At 49.2% G+C, this 18,411-nt stretch carries 17 protein-coding genes and 1 pseudogene; 13 read left to right on the forward strand and 5 right to left on the reverse strand.

What is annotated here, in order from left to right:
• Window positions 1–57 precede the first annotated feature (57 nt).
• The 7 genes and pseudogenes from udp to ACFOE0_RS00505 all read left to right on the forward strand — a co-directional run bounded on the left by udp (window position 58) and on the right by ACFOE0_RS00505 (window position 8,151).
• A complete protein-coding gene (udp, locus tag ACFOE0_RS00475; protein WP_115137468.1) occupies window positions 58–816 on the forward strand; it encodes a uridine phosphorylase in 759 nt (252 codons plus the stop codon).
• A 153-nt stretch (window positions 817–969) separates the two neighbouring features.
• Window positions 970–1,428 (forward strand): NfeD family protein, encoded by a 459-nt coding sequence (locus ACFOE0_RS00480; protein ID WP_115137469.1) that lies wholly within the window; start codon window positions 970–972, stop codon window positions 1,426–1,428.
• 50 nt (window positions 1,429–1,478) lie between these two features.
• Window positions 1,479–2,405, forward strand: a complete 927-nt coding sequence (locus tag ACFOE0_RS00485; protein WP_115137470.1) for an SPFH domain-containing protein — start codon at window positions 1,479–1,481, stop codon at window positions 2,403–2,405.
• Window positions 2,402–3,334, forward strand: a complete 933-nt coding sequence (locus ACFOE0_RS00490) for an SPFH domain-containing protein (protein ID WP_248936469.1) — start codon at window positions 2,402–2,404, stop codon at window positions 3,332–3,334. Before ACFOE0_RS00485 ends, ACFOE0_RS00490 begins: the two co-directional genes overlap by 4 nt.
• A gap of 138 nt (window positions 3,335–3,472) precedes the next feature.
• Window positions 3,473–5,638, forward strand: coding sequence for a DNA helicase II (gene uvrD / locus ACFOE0_RS00495; protein ID WP_248936470.1), 2,166 nt, complete (start codon window positions 3,473–3,475; stop codon window positions 5,636–5,638).
• 200 nt (window positions 5,639–5,838) lie between these two features.
• Window positions 5,839–6,705, forward strand: coding sequence for a 4-hydroxybenzoate octaprenyltransferase (gene ubiA / locus ACFOE0_RS00500; protein WP_248936471.1), 867 nt, complete (start codon window positions 5,839–5,841; stop codon window positions 6,703–6,705).
• A 118-nt stretch (window positions 6,706–6,823) separates the two neighbouring features.
• A pseudogene (locus tag ACFOE0_RS00505) lies at window positions 6,824–8,151 on the forward strand (IS4 family transposase).
• A gap of 44 nt (window positions 8,152–8,195) precedes the next feature.
• On the opposite strand, the gene ACFOE0_RS00510 reads toward ACFOE0_RS00505, so the two are convergent.
• Window positions 8,196–8,867 carry a TetR/AcrR family transcriptional regulator gene (locus tag ACFOE0_RS00510; RefSeq protein WP_248936472.1) on the reverse strand — a complete coding sequence of 224 codons (672 nt, stop codon included), beginning with the start codon at window positions 8,865–8,867 and terminating at the stop codon, window positions 8,196–8,198.
• A 162-nt stretch (window positions 8,868–9,029) separates the two neighbouring features.
• On the opposite strand from ACFOE0_RS00510, the gene ACFOE0_RS00515 reads away from it, so the two are divergent.
• From ACFOE0_RS00515 to ACFOE0_RS00535, 5 genes are all read left to right on the forward strand, one after another.
• Window positions 9,030–9,776, forward strand: a complete 747-nt coding sequence (locus ACFOE0_RS00515) for a hypothetical protein (protein ID WP_248936473.1) — start codon at window positions 9,030–9,032, stop codon at window positions 9,774–9,776.
• Window positions 9,777–9,799: 23 nt separating this feature from the next.
• Window positions 9,800–11,560: an aryl-sulfate sulfotransferase gene (locus ACFOE0_RS00520; protein ID WP_248936474.1), complete on the forward strand. Its 1,761-nt coding sequence runs from the start codon at window positions 9,800–9,802 to the stop codon at window positions 11,558–11,560.
• 89 nt (window positions 11,561–11,649) lie between these two features.
• Entirely contained in the window at window positions 11,650–12,261 is a 612-nt protein-coding gene (locus ACFOE0_RS00525; RefSeq protein WP_248936475.1) for a thiol:disulfide interchange protein DsbA/DsbL, read from the forward strand.
• Window positions 12,262–12,270: 9 nt separating this feature from the next.
• Window positions 12,271–12,906: a disulfide bond formation protein B gene (locus ACFOE0_RS00530; RefSeq protein ID WP_248936476.1), complete on the forward strand. Its 636-nt coding sequence runs from the start codon at window positions 12,271–12,273 to the stop codon at window positions 12,904–12,906.
• Between the two features lie 263 nt (window positions 12,907–13,169).
• Window positions 13,170–13,823, forward strand: coding sequence for a GntR family transcriptional regulator (locus tag ACFOE0_RS00535; protein ID WP_248936477.1), 654 nt, complete (start codon window positions 13,170–13,172; stop codon window positions 13,821–13,823).
• A gap of 111 nt (window positions 13,824–13,934) precedes the next feature.
• Here the strand turns inward: ACFOE0_RS00535 and ACFOE0_RS00540 are convergent, their stop codons facing one another.
• The 3 genes from ACFOE0_RS00540 to ACFOE0_RS00550 form a co-directional block, all read right to left on the reverse strand.
• Window positions 13,935–14,900, reverse strand: a complete 966-nt coding sequence (locus ACFOE0_RS00540; protein WP_115137496.1) for a DMT family transporter — start codon at window positions 14,898–14,900, stop codon at window positions 13,935–13,937.
• 321 nt (window positions 14,901–15,221) lie between these two features.
• Window positions 15,222–16,397, reverse strand: coding sequence for a UxaA family hydrolase (locus ACFOE0_RS00545; RefSeq protein ID WP_115137497.1), 1,176 nt, complete (start codon window positions 16,395–16,397; stop codon window positions 15,222–15,224).
• Window positions 16,397–16,726 carry a UxaA family hydrolase gene (locus ACFOE0_RS00550; protein ID WP_248936478.1) on the reverse strand — a complete coding sequence of 110 codons (330 nt, stop codon included), beginning with the start codon at window positions 16,724–16,726 and terminating at the stop codon, window positions 16,397–16,399. The genes ACFOE0_RS00545 and ACFOE0_RS00550 overlap by 1 nt, the downstream gene beginning before the upstream one ends.
• Window positions 16,727–17,365: 639 nt before the next feature.
• Between ACFOE0_RS00550 and ACFOE0_RS00555 the strand changes: the two genes are divergently transcribed.
• Window positions 17,366–17,575 carry a DUF2986 domain-containing protein gene (locus ACFOE0_RS00555; protein ID WP_248936479.1) on the forward strand — a complete coding sequence of 70 codons (210 nt, stop codon included), beginning with the start codon at window positions 17,366–17,368 and terminating at the stop codon, window positions 17,573–17,575.
• 375 nt (window positions 17,576–17,950) lie between these two features.
• On the opposite strand, the gene ACFOE0_RS00560 is transcribed toward ACFOE0_RS00555, so the two are convergent.
• Window positions 17,951–18,379 (reverse strand): hypothetical protein, encoded by a 429-nt coding sequence (locus ACFOE0_RS00560; protein ID WP_248936480.1) that lies wholly within the window; start codon window positions 18,377–18,379, stop codon window positions 17,951–17,953.
• Window positions 18,380–18,411 lie beyond the last annotated feature (32 nt).

Here is an 18,411-nt window from a genome sequence, read left to right on the forward strand (position 1 = left end):
CTGCGGCGAGTCCGATAGAGTCATTTTCGTTGTTACATTTTCCAAGAGGACAGAATCATGTCTGACGTATTTCATCTCGGGTTGACCAAAGCCATGCTGGATGGCGCCACTCTGGCAATTGTTCCCGGTGATCCAAAGCGGGTTGAGCGCATTGCCGGGTTGATGGATAACCCGGTTTTCCTTGCCAGCCACAGAGAGTACACCAGCTATCTGGGATACCTGGATGGTAAGCCTGTGGTGGTGTGCTCGACAGGTATTGGTGGTCCTTCTACCTCTATTGCCGTTGAAGAGTTGGCGCAACTGGGCGTAACCACTTTCCTGCGCGTTGGTACAACGGGAGCTATTCAACCTGATGTGAATGTTGGAGATGTGATTGTCACTCAGGCTTCTGTTCGCCTGGATGGCGCCAGTCTGCACTTTGCTCCTATGGAGTTTCCGGCTGTTGCCAACTTTGAGTGCACAACTGCCATGGTCGCAGCCTGTCGTGACGCCGGAGTTGAGCCCCATGTAGGTGTTACTGCATCCTCCGACACCTTCTATCCGGGTCAGGAAAGATACGACACCGTCAGTGGTCGGGTAACCCGCCGCTTTGTCGGCTCCATGAAGGAGTGGCAGGAGATGGGCGTACTCAACTATGAAATGGAGTCAGCAACCCTGTTTACCATGTGTGCTACCAACGGCTGGCGTGCTGCATGTGTTGCCGGTGTGATTGTAAACCGCACCCAGCAGGAGATCCCGGACGAAGTCACCATGAAGCAAACCGAGACGACGGCCGTATCCATCGTGGTGGATGCAGCACGTAAACTACTGGCTTAGTTTTAAAGTTTAAGTTGAAGGCGCTTTGCTGATAAAGGCAAAGCGCTTTTTTTATATTCCTGTCACTATGTTGAGCGAAACTTAAGCAGAAATTAATAGGCGTGGATAATTTATTGTGACATATTATGTCCAAGGTCATGTAAGGGAGCGACTATGACACTATCCAATCCTATCCTCATCTGGGCTGCAGTAGGCATTGCACTGATGTTTGCCGAACTGATTATTCCCGGCGGTATTGTGATTCTGCTGGGAGTTGCCTGTCTGATCGTCGCGGCGGCGACGGGTCTGGGGCTGGTCGCAGGCCTGGCACAGAGTTTCACCCTGTGGTTTATCTCATCCATCATCCTGTTGTTGGCGTTTCGCAGTCTGACTCAAAAGCTGATTGGTGGTGACGCCCATGTGGACAATACCGACGAAGAGCTGGATCTGTTTCAGCAACCTGCGCTGGTTAAGCAGGCGATAGGCCCGGGTCAGCAGCAGGGCAGAGTAGAGTTTCAGGGCACTGAATGGCCAGCCCTGGGTGATGGCACTGAAATCCCTGTTGGCAGCAAGGTAAAAGTTATCTGCCGTGAGAATATCGCCTTGGTGGTTGAACCGCTGAAGGAAGATTAATCGTCATCCCAAGCCGGGATTGTTGACGAGCATTAACAAGGAAGGAAACTATGTTTGAACTGACACTCGCACTCCTGTTTGTGCTGTTTATTCTGTACAAGTTATTGTTAATTGTACCCATGCGCGAAGTCGCCGTGATTGAGCGACTGGGCAAATTCAGGGCGGTGCTTCAGCCCGGATTCCACTTTCTTATTCCCTTTGTCGACCGTGTCGCTTATCGCCATGATACCCGTGAAGAGGTGCTGGATGTGCCACCTCAAAGCTGTATCTCCAAGGATAATACTCAGCTGGCGGTAGATGGTCTGGTGTATATCAAGGTGATGGATGGTCAGCTGGCCAGTTATGGCATCGAAGATTACCGTATGGCTGCAGTCAATCTGGCACAAACCACCATGCGAAGTGAAATCGGTAAGCTGACATTGAGTGATACCTTCTCCCAGCGTGAAAAATTGAATGAGTCTATTGTACGGGAGATCGACAAAGCCTCAGATCCCTGGGGGATCAAAGTCCTCAGATACGAGATTAAAAACATCACCCCGTCCCATCATGTGATCCACACTCTGGAAAAACAGATGGAAGCTGAACGCAGTAAGCGCGCTGAAATCACCCTGGCCAACGCCGAGAAGGCAGCCATGATTAACCTGTCTGAAGGTGAACGCCAGCAGGCGATCAACATCTCCGAAGGTCAGAAGCAAAAGCGTATTAACGAAGCCAAGGGTACTGCGCAGGAGATTGCCATTGTGGCCCGGGCTCAGGCGCAGGGCATGGCTATGGTGGCCGAGGCACTGGCGACCAAGGGCGGTACAGATGCCATGAACATGCAGCTTAAAGAGCAATTTATTGAGCAGCTGGGTAAGGTGCTGAACACAGCCGATGTCTCTGTGGTACCGACCGAACTGGCCAGGCTGGAGGGATTTTTTGAGGGTATGAATCAGGTTGCAAGCAGCGTTAACTCAGGCAAAGGAGGCCAGTCATGATAGGTGGAGTAGACAAAGATCTGATCGTAATGGCGATCTGGGGACTGATCTTCGCGGTATTCGTTATCAAGCTGCTGCAGTCCATCCGTTTGGTACCCACCAAGTCTGCCTACGTGGTAGAGCGACTTGGCAAATACCACAGCACCCTGGATGCGGGTTTTCATGCGCTGGTGCCTTTTATCGACAAGGTTGCCTATATCCATGACCTGAAAGAGGAAACCATCGACGTACCACCACAGGAGTGTTTCTCCAGTGACGAAGTCAACGTGGAAGTGGATGGGGTTATCTACATCTCGGTTATCGACCCCATTAAAGCCAGTTACGGCATTACTGATTACCGCTATGCCGCAATTCAGCTGGCGCAGACCACCACCCGTTCGGTTATTGGTACCCTTGAGCTGGATCGCACCTTCGAGGAGCGTGACATCATCAGTGCCAAGGTGGTGGAAGTACTGGATCAAGCGGGTGCAACCTGGGGCATTCGGGTACACAGATACGAGATTAAAAACATCACGCCACCTGAAACCGTGAAGAATGCCATGGAGATGCAGGTAAATGCCGAGCGTGAACGCCGTGCCCTGCTGGCTAAGAGTGAAGGTGACAAGCAGAGTAAGATCAATCGCTCAGAGGGTATGAAGGCTGAGATGATCAACCTCTCTGAAGGTGAGATGCAAAAGCGCATCAACGAAGCGGAAGGTCGCGCCGAAGAGATCATGGAACTGGCCAAAGCCACATCAGAATCAATCCAGGCGTTGGCTGAAGTCATCTCCGCCCCCGGCGGCCAGAGCGCCCTGCGGATGCAGCTGGCTGAACAGTACCTCAAGCAGCTTGATGGCCTGTCCAAAGAATCCAGCCGGGTTATCCTGCCCGCCAATATGGTCGACTTCGACTCCTGGATGGACAATATAGGGCTTAAAGATAAGGCTTAATCCTTCATTCTGTTGTGCCTGAAAGCTCCTGCCATGTGCAGGAGCTTTTATGTTTATAGGGCATTGCAAATCTCTATGCAGTCCCCCAACTACACTCCATTACGATATAATGCCCGCGTATTTTTTGCGGAGGCGGGAATGGACGTATCTTCTTTACTTGATGGTCTGAACGATAAACAGCGTGAGGCGGTGGCAGCGCCACAATCCAGCATGCTGGTACTGGCGGGTGCCGGCAGTGGCAAAACCCGGGTGCTGACTCACAGAATTGCCTGGCTGATGCAGGTAGAGAACCAGAGTCCCTATTCCATTCTGGCGGTAACCTTTACCAATAAAGCGGCTGCCGAAATGCGCGAGCGGGTGGAGAAAACCGTCGGCGGTAATGTCGGCCGCATGTGGATAGGTACCTTCCATGGCCTGGCACACAGACTGCTGCGTACTCACTATCAGGACGCCAACCTGCCGCAAAGCTTCCAGATCATCGATTCTGACGATCAGCTGCGTATGCTCAAGCGTATTCTCAAAACCCTGAATCTGGATGAGAAGCAGTTTCCTCCCCGTATGGTTGCCGGTTATATCAATGGCAAGAAAGATCAGGGATTGCGCCCCAATCATATCGACGCCGGTGGTTTCCCGCTGGAGCAGCAGCTGCTGAACCTGTACAAGGTGTATCAGGACTCCTGCGATCGTGCCGGTCTGGTGGACTTTGCCGAGATCCTGCTGCGCGCTCACGAGCTGTGGCTCAACAAGCCCCATATCCTCGCTCACTATCAGGATAGATTCCGCAATATCCTGGTGGACGAATTCCAGGATACCAACGCCATTCAATACGCCTGGATCCGTGTATTGGCAGGTAATAGTGCCAATGTGATGATCGTAGGTGATGACGATCAGTCGATCTACGGCTGGCGTGGTGCTCAGGTCGAGAACCTGCATAAATTCCTGGGTGATTTTCCGGGTGCCGAAACCATCCGTCTGGAGCAGAACTATCGCTCCACCGGTAATATTCTGAATGCTTCCAACGAACTGATCGCCAATAACCCTGACCGTCTGGGTAAGAAGCTGTGGACTGAAGGCAAAGATGGCGAGCCTATCTCTGTCTACTGTGCTTTTAACGAGATGGATGAAGCCCGCTTTGTGGTCGGGCGTATTATGGATTGGCAGGATAAGGGCGGCATGCTCAGTGAGTGCGCCATTCTTTACCGCTCCAACGCTCAGTCGCGGGTGCTGGAAGAAGCCTTGCTGCACAAAGGGATCGCCTACCGTATTTATGGTGGCTTGCGCTTCTTCGAGCGTCAGGAAATTAAAGACGCCATGGGCTACCTGCGCCTGATGGCCAACCGGGATGATGACGCTGCATTTGAACGTGTGGTGAATACTCCTGCCCGGGGTATTGGTGACAGAACCCTTGATATTCTGCGCTCTACCGCTCGTAACCACTCACTAACCTTGTGGCAGGCGTGTCAGCGTTTGCTGGAAGAGAAGGTACTGGCGGGCCGTGCAGCCAATGCGGTACGTGGTTTTATGGATCTGATTATCCAACTGACCACAGATACCGAAGAGATGCCTTTGTATCGCATGGCCGATACGGTGATCCGTGATTCCGGCCTGAAGGCAATGTACGAGGCAGAGAAGGGCGAAAAGGCCCACGCCCGGGTAGAGAACCTTGAAGAATTGGTGACTGCAGCCCGCACCTTTGAGATGCCGGAAGAGCTTGAGGATATGGGCGAGCTCAATGCCTTCCTGTCCCATGCTGCTTTGGAAGCCGGTGAAGGTCAGGCTGATGCCTTTACTGATGCGGTACAGCTGATGACACTGCACGCCGCCAAAGGTCTGGAATTCCCCGTGGTGTTTATGGCTGGTGTTGAAGAGGGCTTGTTCCCCAGCAAGATGGCGCTGGAAGAGGGCGACCGCCTCGAAGAGGAGCGCCGCCTGTGCTACGTGGGGATGACCCGAGCCATGCAGCATCTGTATATCACCTATGCTGAGTCCCGTCGTATTTACGGCCGCGAGGATTACTCCAGACCATCACGTTTTATCAAGGAGATCCCGGCTCAGTATTTGAACGAGATCCGTTTGAAGGCATCGGTGAGTGCACCTATGACCAACAACAGATTCAATCAGCAACAGAAGGTTTTCAATGACTCAGGCTTTGCCATGGGCGACAGAGTCACGCACTTCAAATTCGGTGAAGGCAGGGTGACCAACTATGAGGGCAGTGGCCCTCAGGCGCGGGTACAGGTGAACTTTGATGATGTCGGCAGTAAGTGGCTGGTCGTGGCTTACGCCAAACTGCAAAAGGTTTAATAGAGCGAAAAGCTCAGACCACGAAGCGCACGAGGATAAGCAAATTGAGTTTGTGCAGGAGCGACTTTGGATTGCTTAACTGGCGGTCACAATTGGTTATGTGATCGCCATCAAGTCAGCAAAGGCCTGTACAGTGACTGAATTACTTGCATAATGGATGACAAAGTGGGGCTGAAGTCGTATCAGGAGAGCCTAACGTAATGAATATTAGGGAAAAATTAGATGCTTATGCGAGGCTGGCGCGAATTGACCGGCCCATAGGTACCACCTTGTTACTCTGGCCATGCATGATGGCCCTGGTGCTGGCGGCCAATGGCATGCCGGATCTTAAGGTGCTCGGCATCTTTATCATTGGTGTGTTCGTGATGCGCGCCTGTGGCTGCATCATCAATGACTTTGCTGACCGTAAACTTGATGCCCACGTAGAGCGTACTAAAGGTCGGCCATTGGCAACCGGAGAAGTCACCTCGAAGGAAGCATTAATCCTGTTCGTGGTACTGGCATTGTTCGCCTTTGGTCTGGTGCTGATGCTGAACCCTCTGGTGGTTCAGTTGTCTGTGGTGGGTATTATCCTCACCATCATCTATCCCTTTACCAAGCGCTTTACCAATATGCCGCAGATGTTCCTTGGCATTGTCTGGAGCTGGTCTATCCCTATGGCTTACGCGGCTCAGTTGGGGGAAGTGCCACATGCCGCATGGTGGCTGTTTGCCGCGAACTGGTGCTGGACGGTGGCCTACGACAGCATGTACGCCATGGTAGACAGGGATGATGACCTCAAGATAGGGATTAAATCCACCGCCATCATGTTTGGCAGTTATGACAGACATATCATCGCCCTGTTCCAGCTGGCTGCATTGGCGTGTTTTATTACTGCCGGTTGGGCTGCAGATCGCGGTCTTTTGTACGCGCTGGGAATCATCACCTTTATCGGCTTTGGCCTGTACCAGCAAAAGCTGATTAATGGTCGTGAGCGCGCCCCATGCTTTAAGGCCTTCCTCAATAACAACTGGGCGGGCATGGTGCTGTTTATCTTCCTGGGTGCGGACTTATACTTCTTCGCCTGATGAGTTCAGGCTCAAAGAAACGCCCGGCAATACCGGAATACTGATCAGTTAAGGATCGGTTGACCGATCTTTCTAATCAGTCAAAATCGGAAATCCTTCATCGATTTCCGATTTTTTTATGCCTGTGTCTTCCTGCCTGAGTGACTTTATCGAAGCGTCACCCGTCGATATTTCCCAGCTCACGACATTCTGTGAGCATATCCCTTCAGAGTGGGTCGCCGCTGCAGCTTCTCTGTCGACCCAAGCGACCATTAGGCGTCGAAGGCTCCCCAGTGATATGGTCCTTTGGCTCATCGTAGGCATGGCATTTTTCAGGAATGAGCCAATAGCGGAGGTGGCTCGTCGAATGAACATCTGCGCTGAAGGACTCGCAGACGAAGCGCTTTTGGCTAAAAGTGCACTGACTCAAGCACGTCAACGGTTGGGAGCCGAGGCGCCCAAATGGTTGTTTAAACAGTGCGCTGGAGTATGGGGGAAAGAAAGGTATCCCGACGATGACTGGCATGGTCTTCAGGTTTTTGCGGTAGATGGTGCGTTATTTAGAACGGCAGACACCTCCGAGCTTCGGGAGCACTTTGGCTCCGGAAACACTTCAACTCAGCGACAAACACCATACCCAGTCCTTCGTCATGTCAGCATGATGAATGTGCGCTCCCATCTCATCATCGATGCTGATATCAGCCCCTATCGTCGAGGTGAAATACCACTTGCTCAGCCCTTTATTAATTCTCTTCCCGATAACTCGGTCACGCTGCTGGATAAAGGGTTTTATGGTGCAGATTTGCTACTGAGCTTATCCGCAAGTGGTGTTAACAGGCATTGGCTCATTCCGGCAAAAAAAGGCTTGGTCTACACACTGCTCGATGAAGAAGAGACTCATGATAATCTCGTTGAAATGAAGGTCTCTGTGCAGGCACGAAAAAAGAACCCAGACCTACCAGAGAAATGGCAAGTGAGGTCGATAACATACGAGGTTGAAGGGAAAGAAAAGAGGGTATTTACCTCGCTGCCTAGAGAGAGGTACAGCGCAGAGCAAGTCGCCACGCTCTATCATGAGCGCTGGGAAATAGAGTTGGGCTATAGGGATATCAAAAGCACAATGCCCTGACGCTAAGAAGTAAAACCGTCTCGCTGGTTTATCAGGAGTTATGGGGGCTGCTTCTGGGGTATAACCTGGTAAGACGGGAGGCAAGCCAAGCTGCGGTGGCTCATGGTCGAGCACCGAATGAAATAAGCTTCAAATACGCATGCCAGTATATCTCGAGTCAACTGAGGGTAATGAGTAAGGCCTTGTCACCGGGAAATACGCCTAAAAGACTCCAAGCTCTGCGAGGAGACTTGTCTGTGCTCTTCAAAGAAAAGCGCCCCAGGCCATCAAGACCCAGGGCGGTTAAGATATCTAAAACCCGTTATCCGGTGGATTACAATGCCGCTCCCCTTAAGTGAACTGCATTGCGGCAATACCGGGCGTTTTTGTATCTGCCTAAATATCAGAACTGCTTGAGTTTTTCGAACATTATCATAGTGTCAGCGTTATCCAGGGCTTCACGTAATTCAAAATGATCGAAACCCATTTGTTTGAAGCAAAATTCCAGGATCCAACGAGTGGTCAATGCCGCGTCTTCACTGCAGCTGCGGCCAACTTCGGTGTTGGATATTAATTCTCTACCCCGAATAACTACTGATATCAGGCCACAAAGACGTTGAATTGCATCATCTGTCAGTTGGCATTGCCCGGCAGCTCTTGCCTGTTGTAACAGCTCAATTGGGGTCTGCCAAAAGCCATAGGCGTGTTTATTTAACTCGCTGATATGGGGGTGATTGGAACGACTGCAGATTAATTGATTGCAGGCCAGCGTCGACATGGAAGAGTAGAAAGGACTGTCTGAGCAACAATCTAAATGTAATGTGTAGTAAGCGAGCACCTTGCTAAGGGCATCATAGTCCAGTGTCAGCCACCACTTCTTACTTTTCGAACCATCAAAGCATTTGCTTGCCAATGCGACCAAGAGATCTTCTTTATTGCTGAATGACTTATATAGGGTAGTGGTTGAAATCCCTGCTTCCTTTGCAACAGAGCAAAACTTGAAGCCAATCACACCTTCCCTGTGAATTAATTGCTCTGCCACTCTCAAAATATGGTCTGTAGTGTTGATTCCCATATTTATGTGAGCTCCATCATCTAAAAAAAACTTTTTTTATTTTACACCTTAAAACTCAATCTTCGAATTAAGTTTATTTGCTACTGAAAAATTTTGTGATTGTGTTCAAGTTCTAGTTGATGCTCGGTTTTTATTATTCCTCCAACTTTTAGAGGGAGAGCCATGGTGAAAGTTATTGTAAAAGGGATCTTAATGTCCTCTCTATTTATTCCGACAATATCGAATGCCGCAATGCTTGCTATTGAAACTGGAATAATGGATTGGAATAACAATGCAACAGAACATTTTGGCAAAGCAAAAGATTCAAATCTTTATGCAAAAATGATTGGTGCATATGGTACAGAGTTTGGTGACCTATATGGCCATGTTACACTGGAAAATATAGATAACATGGACCTGTATGGCACAGAAATTAACCTGGTTGGGCAAATAAATTTAGGTGAATCTGACTTCAATTTGTATGGTCAGGTATTCGATAAATCAATGCCTGCCTGGGGCGAAACCAACACTTTGTTGGGCTTTAGCTGGGATAAAAACTTCGACAAAACCTATGTACAGGTGGCGTTGGCAGCTCACTTAGTCAATGCCACCTATAAGGCTTTCGACAATAGTTTTGATGAACAGGGGTTTAACGGTGGCTATGCTTATCTCAATCTAACTCGGGATGTTTCATTACTGGAACAAAATTTTAAAGTCATCTGGTGGCATGAAGTTTACTTTGGCCGCAATGAGCATTATTTGCAGTTAGCAGGAGATATGGATAAGACAGGTTTTAATGGTCAGTTTATTACAAAGTGGCTCATAAATAATAATTGGTCAGTCAATCTTAGTTATCGCTATGCCGAAAATAATATGGGTAAGAAAGGTTATCACGACGCAATATTTTACTCACTCCAATATAAATTCTAATTAGTCTGTTATTGAGGTATCAAATGAAGCTTAATAAAGTTATGCAAGCCGTATTGGCTGCATCAGTTGTAACCTGTTCTGCAATCTCAATGTCTGCCACTGCTGGTGGAGACCTTCCTGGTACGTCATCATCGGCAAAAGCTCAGGGACAGCTGGGATTTGTATATGTTGATCCCTATGACTTCAGCCCATTGGTGGCCGTTATTGACCTTGGTGGTAAGACTATTTCTGATGTCGAAGTTAGCGTGAAAGGTAAAGGTAAAAAAGGCATTGATATTGACTATCCTGTTAGCCTGACACAACTGAACACCCATAATGGTATTCCTGTATTCGGTATGTACCCAGACCACCTGAACGAGATCGAGGTGTCCTATAAGCTGAAGGGCAAGCAGGTTAAAGAAACCTATAAGATCCGTACCAATGATATTCCTCATCAACACATAGATGGTCAGGATAGAAGTCAGTATGAGTATGAGCCTGTCACTGTCGCTAAGGGGTTTACTGATAGATTCTATTTGGTGGACGGTCAGGTCATTACTCCTAATATCCGTGATAAGTGGGATTGGCATCCGACCCAGAATATTATCGATACTAATGGTGACGTTCGTTGGCACTTGAGTGCTGATGTGATTTATGACCGTCCCGGTGGCTCTATGTCCTTTAAGCAAACCCGTGATGGCAAGCTTATTTTTGGCCAGGGTCTGATGTTCGACCAGAATCCGGGCTTTGTTCCTCCCTACTATGCCAAGTATGACTTTATCGGTAAGCCGATTTTCAAGCGTGATCTCCCGAGAGGATATATAGGTTTCTCCCATGAAGTGACAGAAATGCCGAATGGCAATCTGCTGCTGCGTGTGGGCAAGCAGGACTATATCACTGCTGATGGTTTGAAAGTCGACACAATCCGTGATCATGTCATTGAAGTGAATACCAATGGCGACGTAGTGAAGGTATGGGATTTCAATAAGATCCTGGATCCGCTGCGTGATGATGTGCTCTTGTCTTTGGATATGGGCGCAGTATGTCTGAATGTGGACATAGATTCCGCCGGGAAAACCATGTCTGCAGAAGAGTTGGCCAATGAGCCTTATGGGGACGTAGCTGGTGTAGGAACCGGTCGTAACTGGCTGCATATCAACTCAATCGGTTATGACCCGGAAGACGACAGTATCATCATCTCTTCCCGTCATCAGAGCGCGGTTATCAAGATTGGTCGTGACGATGAAGTGAAATGGATTATCGGTACTCCTGCGGGTTGGGAAGGCAAATTTGCTGACAAAGTGCTGACTCCTGTTGATAGCAAAGGGCGCAAGCTGAAGTGCGACGAGAAAGCTTGTGATGGTGGTTTTGATTGGACCTGGACTCAACATACTGCCTGGCCAGTTGCTGAGCGTGGCACAGTAACCGTGTTTGATAATGGTGATGGTCGTGGTCTGGAGCAGCCTGTGCTGCCAAATATGAAGTATTCCCGCGGTGTCGAGTACAAGGTCGATATGGACAAGATGACAGTTCAACAGACCTGGGAATATGGCAAAGAACGTGGCTATGAATGGTATAGCCCAATTACATCTATTACTGAGTACCAGCCGGATCACAAGACTATGTTCATGGCTTCAGCCTCTGCGGGTTTGTTGGAAGGGGATAAGGCCCCTGAACATTGGATTACTGAAGTTGATCCGAAAACTAATGAGGTGAAAGTTGAAATTAAGGTGAAAACCCTGATGAAGCATGAGCCCGGCTATCGTTCAACCGTAGTTCACCCAGAATCAATGTTTAATCAGTAAGTTAAAAGGTGCCAGTGTGCAGCCCTGGGCCACTGGCACCCTCCCCAAATTCCCCATTAAAAAATTAAAGATTTCCATTGGAGCACATCATGAAAAAAACGCTGACCGCAATTGCCGCAACTCTTTTTTTGGCCTTTGGTGCCCAGGCTGCAACTGAGGGAGTGGAGTACCAAACGCTTCCGGAAGGTGCACAATTTAATGCACCGAATCAGGTCGTAAAGATTTACTCCATTAACTGTCCATTTTGCTACAAGTATGAAAAAGCAGGTATCCCCAACGATAGCCTGTTGCCTGACGGTGTCAGCATGGAGCAATACCACATCACCACAAAACCTCCTTTCGGTGTCGAAAAGTCTACCGCTTTAGCCATTGCTAAAGTGCTGAAGGGAGACAAGGTTTTTAAACAGCTGAAAGACAAATATTACGATCAGTACCATGTGAAGAAGGTGAAGTTTAAAGATGCTGACTCCACCATAGCGTTTTCTCTGGATATATTGGGAATGAGCCGTGCTGAGTTCGATAAGAATGCTAAAAACGCTGACGTTATGGCCTTGATGACCAAGTGGGATCAGGGTGTGGAAGTGGCCAAGATCCAAGGCATCCCAGCTATCACTGTCAATGGCAAGTACTTGATCAATACTAAGTCTATCCGATCTATGGATATGCTGAAGGATCTGATCGCCGAGCTGTCTGCCAAGTAAGGGATGAGTATGTCTATACAAACTTTTTTGGAAACTTTTAAGGCTAACCCGGCCACTCAGCTTTCAGCTATGCAGCAAGAACGGCCTATTTGGTGGGTCATGGTTGGGGCGGCTGTATTTCTGATTTTGTCAGCCATCTTCTATTTCCAACTTTTCCTGGCGATGGATCCTTGTGAATTATGTGTTTATATCCGATTCAGCCAGTGCTGTATCGTGATAGCAGGTTTGATCATCTTGATTGATCCTAAGAACAACATTCTTAAGTTTCTGGGATTGCTGTTGGCTTGGTACGCGATCATCCAGGGTTGGGCTTGGTCCTATGAACTGATGCATATTCACAATGCGGCTCATATGGTGGTGGATGAATCTATGGACTTTTTTGCTGCGGCTGGTGATGCTGCCGGAGCGGCTTGTTCTACTGACCCACGTTTCCCGCTGAACCTGCCGCTTGATGAATGGCTGCCATTTGAATTTGCGCCGACAGGTGGTTGTGGTGAAGATGATTGGTCATTACTGGGAATGAATATGGCTCATTACTGCTTGATCGCATACACCTGCTTTATGATTGCTCTTGCACCACTGACATTCGGTTGGTTACGCACTTTCGTTGGTAACAATAAGCAAACTCAGGTAGTAGCTCAGTAATCATCATAGATGAGCTTGTTAGCTGCTTTACTTTCCCAGGGACTACTCCTCCTAAACTTTGGTGGCCTACTCGGCCACCTTTTTTATGGTGAATGAAGGTCATCAAATTATTCGGGATGTGTATATAAACGTGAGGAAGATCGCCCTTGCGGACGGCAGTTCACCGCCCTTATTCTGGCTGACACTTATCTTCTGTTAAGCTGTGACGCTTATTGCAGTCATCCGGCATCAACGCCAATCGGTACAAGAGGCATATCCAGGGCATGAAAATCGTCAAACAAAGTCTGGAAGGGCAGACCACACAATACCTGCGCCAGGCTATCATTGATGGTCATATTGGCTTGGGTGAAAAGCTTGTGGAGAGCAATCTGGCCAAGGAGCTGGACTTGTCCCGCAGTACCATACGCATGGCACTGAACTCTCTGGTTCATGATGGCCTGGTGGTGCAGAAGCCATACTCCGGCTGGCATGTGATCTCTATTGAGCGGGAAGATCTGTGGGAGCTGTACAATCTGCGCCTGGCCCTTGAAGGTCAGGCCGCTGAGATGGCGGCGCTGAAAGCTTCAGAGAATGACAAGCTCAGACTCAAGGCACTGTTTGAAGAATACTGTCAGCTTTGCATTGATGCGCCGACCGATATTCAGGCAGTCAGTGATATGGACTGGCGCTTTCACCAGTTAGTGGTGGAGATCAGCGGCAGTGATCGCATGAAGTCCATGTATGAGCGTATTCTGTACCAGCTGAAAGCCTACATAGGCATGACTCACCAGGATTACGATCTGTCTCAAAGTGGTGAGTGCCACAGAGCCCTGGTTGAAGCCATTTGCAGCGGTGATGGTGACCTTGCCCATAAAGAGGCGAGAGCCAATATTACGTTGTTCAGCGAGTTGCGAAGCGAAGAGCTGACTGCTGAATAATGATGGAAACACAGAAGGTGCCAATGGCACCTTTTTTGTTTCTGTTCGATACAAAAAACGCCCGCGTTCGCGGGCGTTTAACTTTGAAATCAATTACTGAGCCATCAGCAATTATTCAGCAACCGGCTGCTGAGAAACAGCCTTCTTACCAAATTTGATCTTGTCACCCAGGGTGTAGATACACAGGGCGATAACTACGGTCACTACACCGGCCAGCTTCTGCAGTGTGATGGTTTCACCCAGCAGGAAGTAAGCCACGACCATGGCGAACAGTGGCAGCACGTTCAGCGCCATAGTAGTGACAACGGCGTCCTGAGTTTTCAGGGTAGCCAGTTCCCAGATAGCGTAGGCGATACCGGAACACAGCAGGCCCAGCGCCATAATGGCAGCAAAGTTCTTACCGTTTTCAACCAGTACAGCGGCTGAGCTGAAGTCTGCGCCTGTTACTACACCCAGTACCAGCAAGGCGACAGTAGCCGCAGCAAACTGATAGAAGCTGCTTGAGAACAGGTCGTAGCGGGAGTTCAGATCAGAGCCGAACTTACCCAGAATATAGTTGTAGGTTACGAAGCCCAGCACACCCATCAGAGCGAACAGGTGACCCAGGTTCAGGCCCTGAATCTTGTTGGTTGGGTCATAGGCGATCACACCGGCACCGGCCAGAGACAGTACCACTGCGAAAATCTTAGGTGCAGTCGGCTTAATTTTGTCGATAACAAAAACTGCCAGCATGGTCAGGAACGGTGCCATACCGTTGATTACACCGATCTCGCCTGAAGAGGTGAACTCATAGGCCAGAATGGTGAAGTAGAAGAACACTGCCTGGGCAGATACACCGGCAGCAGCCAGCAGAGCAAAGTCTTTCTTGCTTTGGATCTTCTTCAGGGTGTGCTTGCGGGAGAACATAAACAGCAGCACAAAGCCCAGCGTCGCAATAGCGTAACGGGCGATCGCCAGCACAACAGGGTCCAGCTTACCGGCCAGAACACCACCCAGAGGGAAAGATGCGCCCCACAGTGCGGCACACACCAGGGCCAGGGTCAGACCCAGTGATTTATTTGGAGTAACAGTACTCATTTTTCAGATCTCGAATAAAGGCGCTGCGCTCAGCACCTTTGAAAAAGGGGAGGGTATACCAACTTCATTAATAGTCTGATCAATTCAGAGCGTGTCAGGGATTCTGATTCAAGGCGCATTGATTGACTAAGGGTGGCTCCCTTTAAGAGCAATGCAACACAGGAGCAGGATGCCTGACAGGCTCACGCAGTGCGGGTTTCAATGCACTTGATACTGTGTTAAGTCGCCTTGACATAGAACCACTATGGCTTCGCCGACTCGCCTTGTCTCAAGCGCATTGAACTCCCGCTGAAACAGATCAACTATTAAATGAAATTGGTATCATTGCGGGCAGATACCGATAACATGCTCTAAACGCTGGTCTTTCTGGTACAGGGATGCATAGGCATAACCCACACCTTCCAGGTTGGTCTTGTCACCATTGGCAACAGCAAACACACGCTCAACAATCTTGTTGGAGACATTGTCTATGGTGTCGGTCGCATCCATGATGCCGCAGGCATTGATATCCATATCGGCAGTGATCAGCGAGCTGTTACCTGATACGCGGATAACCGGAACGATTGAGTTGTTAAAGCCTGCTGCACCGGCGGTCCAGAGGATCAGCTGAGCGCCCAGAGAGGCAAAGTGCATCGCCGAGCCACCACACAGCATGGTGGTTTCAGTCAGGTAGAAACCTGGTGTGGTTGGCTTCTCACGGTGAATGTGGCTGATACGCAGACAGTCCTGGATCGGGCGGGAACCTGTCTTGTGCATGGCACCCTGAGACTTCTCATCGATGGTGGTCAGGCCGCCAACACTGTTACCGATAGACATGGTTTCAGTGCCTTCAATCACGTGCCAGCGCTTCAGATCTTCAGCGATCAGACGTTCGATCTTGTCGCCCACTTCAGGGGAAACAGAACGTGCCTTCAGAATATCTTCACAACCCAGCAGTTCCAGCAGTTCGCCGGCCATAGTGGTGGCACCCAGGTCGATCAGCTTGTCAGAAGCCGCACCCACAGATGGGTTTGAAGCCAGACCGCTGGAGGTGTCAGAGCCACCACACTTGATACCAATGCGCAGTGCAGATACTGGGGCGTCAACACGCTCGATGCTGTCGGCGTGGGCTTTCAGTTGTTTGGCCAGTTCGATACCGTCTTTGATGGTCTCGATAGTGCCTTTGTTTTTAATTACAGTCAGGGTATGAGCAGGCAGGCCTTCGGCGCGAACCGGACCGGCAACCAGCTCAGGGTCAATAGAGCCACAACCCATGGCAATCACCAGTACACCGGCGATGTTTGGGTTAATGCCAGTGTGGATGATGGTGTCGATCATCTCTTCGTTACCACCGTACATACAGGTGTAGTGGTTGGTAACAACAACTGAGCCTTCGATCTCTTTGCTGATGTTGCGGGCGATACCTTCGCAGCACTCATCAATGGCCACGATCATAACGTGGTTACGAATACCAAAGGTGCCGTTTGGACGTGGGTAGCCTTTAAATGTTGCGGTCATTACTTTTCAATCCCCATCTGCTTGATGATTTCTTCGATAATGGCTTCTGGAATATCCAGGCGTTCACTGCGTACGTTTTGCACGTGAACCAGCTGGCCCAGCGGGATCTCGGTAATGGACTTACCGATAGAATGACCGGCTTTAAGAATCTGTTCGCCGTTGGCGATATCGCACAGGGCGATCTTGTTGCCGAAGGTAATTTTCTGAAGTGCCTTAATCTCAGCGATCACTTCATTGTCAGCAGAAATAATTTCTACTACTTCATGTTTTTCTACGTCACCCAGCAATGTTGCTACGTTGTCGTTAGAAGCAAGTTTGATTGCTTTCATTTATCGTCGTCTCAGCTATCGTTGATTTCCCGGGATTGCTGTCCTGTGCACTGATCAGCAACTGGTTTCCCGGTTACCCATTTGCAGCCAAATGGGCGGATACATGTCGAACCTTATCCATGCGAAATGTTATCCGTCCCTTCTTTCGCTCATGGTCGATTGTCTGACAATCGACATTATACGGATAAGCTAAGGCTAAAATACGATCCTGGTCACAGTCGGCTGGCACATTGTCAAATATGAGATCACGGCCACAGAACGAATCGCATTGTTTTTTCGCTATATGGATATTGAAGTCTTATAAGTTTGGGGTCTTGTTGGAAGTGTGTGCTTACATTTGCTGGCGTCGAACTCTATTACGTTTGTCTGTTATTACTGCAAAAAACCGCATATTTGAGGGGCTTTAGCTGGGACGCGTATTCTGATTGAAGAAAAGATAAGCAGCAAGATGTCAGCATAAATTTTGATTTGAACTGCTGCCAGGAGCGTTTAATGGCAGTGATATTGCTGCTATAGTGCGCCGATTTTTCGTCATCTGTCGCCCAAAAACGACAGCCGACACAGCGCTGAGACACTGCCTTTTATGCCTGGCTAAAAGCACTCAAGCTCAGTCCGAAAATTTTAGTGAGATGTGAAGCCATGAACCGCAGAAAGAAAATCAATCAGACGCTGATTGCCAAAGACAAAAAGAAGAAAGCCAAACTGCATGGCAGTAATAAGCCTAAATATGTCAGCAAAGCTGAACGTGAGAGGTTGGCAGCTGTGGCAGAGCAGGGGGCCTGCGAGGTGGTGGAGTCTGAAACTGTGGCGTCGGAACCTGAGGCTCAGGTTAACCCGCTGGTGGAATAAGCCAAGCTTTGCTTGGCCGAACTGGCGTTCTAATGTTTTGTCCCTGGCGGAACATGCCGCTTTCAGCGGCGAAAGTCGTGGGTCTCCAACCCACACCCGGGGAAAGGGGACCGTTTCGGCTGGCCCCCTTATCCAATCCCCCATCGACTCCCGGCGAAGTGGAAATCTCCTCGGTGATTAGGTTCAAATTACCTATCGCACCAGACGCTCGTCCATGATTCGACTGGCGCTGACTCGGCATCCATGCCTCGCCCACGGCATTTGAGCCCATCCCCTTCGGCCACTTCGAGGGAGACTAGGTGCAACCTTCCACTGAGGTGGAATTCAATAAGTTATCTTTTTTGCTGTTCACTGAGTTGGATTGCTGGGCTAAAGCTACTCGTTACCTGTAATACTACCGTTCTGAATGTAGTGCTTTATTCTTTCGATTCTGGCTTTGTCGCTATGACTATCGATTTGTTTTGAACCGTCACAAATGCCAATGCGGATATCATTTTCGCGTTTAAAGATCAGATATTCCCGGCCTATGGTCATCATAACGCCACAGTCACCGCCACCAGTACCAGTTTGGATCAGGTCAATGTCCGGGGCGTATCCTTTTATTCTATCTTTGACCTGCAGATGCCCCTGAACCTGATGCCAGCCATCGTATGATTCAGGGTAAACAAGTTCTGCAGATTTCAATTCTCCAATATAAATAATATCAGCACCTTCAACTGTGCCTTTCAGACTCAGATCTGCGCACGAGCATGCGTAGCTATAACCTGGAAGCAACAAGAGCATGAGTAAACTGAACTGTTTCATATCAAAGCACCTCCATACCAGCAAATCAGAAA

This window comes from Shewanella submarina (genome assembly GCF_042646185.1).
Taxonomy (GTDB): domain Bacteria; phylum Pseudomonadota; class Gammaproteobacteria; order Enterobacterales; family Shewanellaceae; genus Shewanella; species Shewanella corallii.

What these genes read in the sequence shown, in the direction of transcription:
- ACFOE0_RS00510 (WP_248936472.1), bottom strand. Translation starts at nt 8,867, where the DNA reads ATGGGAATCAACACTACAGACCATATTTTGAGAGTGGCAGAGCAATTA.
- ACFOE0_RS00550 (WP_248936478.1), bottom strand. Translation starts at nt 16,726, where the DNA reads ATGAAAGCAATCAAACTTGCTTCTAACGACAACGTAGCAACATTGCTG.
- ACFOE0_RS00520 (WP_248936474.1), top strand. Translation starts at nt 9,800, where the DNA reads ATGAAGCTTAATAAAGTTATGCAAGCCGTATTGGCTGCATCAGTTGTA.
- ACFOE0_RS00555 (WP_248936479.1), top strand. Translation starts at nt 17,366, where the DNA reads ATGAACCGCAGAAAGAAAATCAATCAGACGCTGATTGCCAAAGACAAA.
- ACFOE0_RS00560 (WP_248936480.1), bottom strand. Translation starts at nt 18,379, where the DNA reads ATGAAACAGTTCAGTTTACTCATGCTCTTGTTGCTTCCAGGTTATAGC.
- udp (WP_115137468.1), top strand. Translation starts at nt 58, where the DNA reads ATGTCTGACGTATTTCATCTCGGGTTGACCAAAGCCATGCTGGATGGC.
- ACFOE0_RS00490 (WP_248936469.1), top strand. Translation starts at nt 2,402, where the DNA reads ATGATAGGTGGAGTAGACAAAGATCTGATCGTAATGGCGATCTGGGGA.
- ACFOE0_RS00530 (WP_248936476.1), top strand. Translation starts at nt 12,271, where the DNA reads ATGTCTATACAAACTTTTTTGGAAACTTTTAAGGCTAACCCGGCCACT.
- ACFOE0_RS00545 (WP_115137497.1), bottom strand. Translation starts at nt 16,397, where the DNA reads ATGACCGCAACATTTAAAGGCTACCCACGTCCAAACGGCACCTTTGGT.
- ACFOE0_RS00525 (WP_248936475.1), top strand. Translation starts at nt 11,650, where the DNA reads ATGAAAAAAACGCTGACCGCAATTGCCGCAACTCTTTTTTTGGCCTTT.
- uvrD (WP_248936470.1), top strand. Translation starts at nt 3,473, where the DNA reads ATGGACGTATCTTCTTTACTTGATGGTCTGAACGATAAACAGCGTGAG.
- ACFOE0_RS00515 (WP_248936473.1), top strand. Translation starts at nt 9,030, where the DNA reads ATGGTGAAAGTTATTGTAAAAGGGATCTTAATGTCCTCTCTATTTATT.
- ubiA (WP_248936471.1), top strand. Translation starts at nt 5,839, where the DNA reads ATGAATATTAGGGAAAAATTAGATGCTTATGCGAGGCTGGCGCGAATT.
- ACFOE0_RS00535 (WP_248936477.1), top strand. Translation starts at nt 13,170, where the DNA reads ATGAAAATCGTCAAACAAAGTCTGGAAGGGCAGACCACACAATACCTG.
- ACFOE0_RS00540 (WP_115137496.1), bottom strand. Translation starts at nt 14,900, where the DNA reads ATGAGTACTGTTACTCCAAATAAATCACTGGGTCTGACCCTGGCCCTG.
- ACFOE0_RS00485 (WP_115137470.1), top strand. Translation starts at nt 1,479, where the DNA reads ATGTTTGAACTGACACTCGCACTCCTGTTTGTGCTGTTTATTCTGTAC.
- ACFOE0_RS00480 (WP_115137469.1), top strand. Translation starts at nt 970, where the DNA reads ATGACACTATCCAATCCTATCCTCATCTGGGCTGCAGTAGGCATTGCA.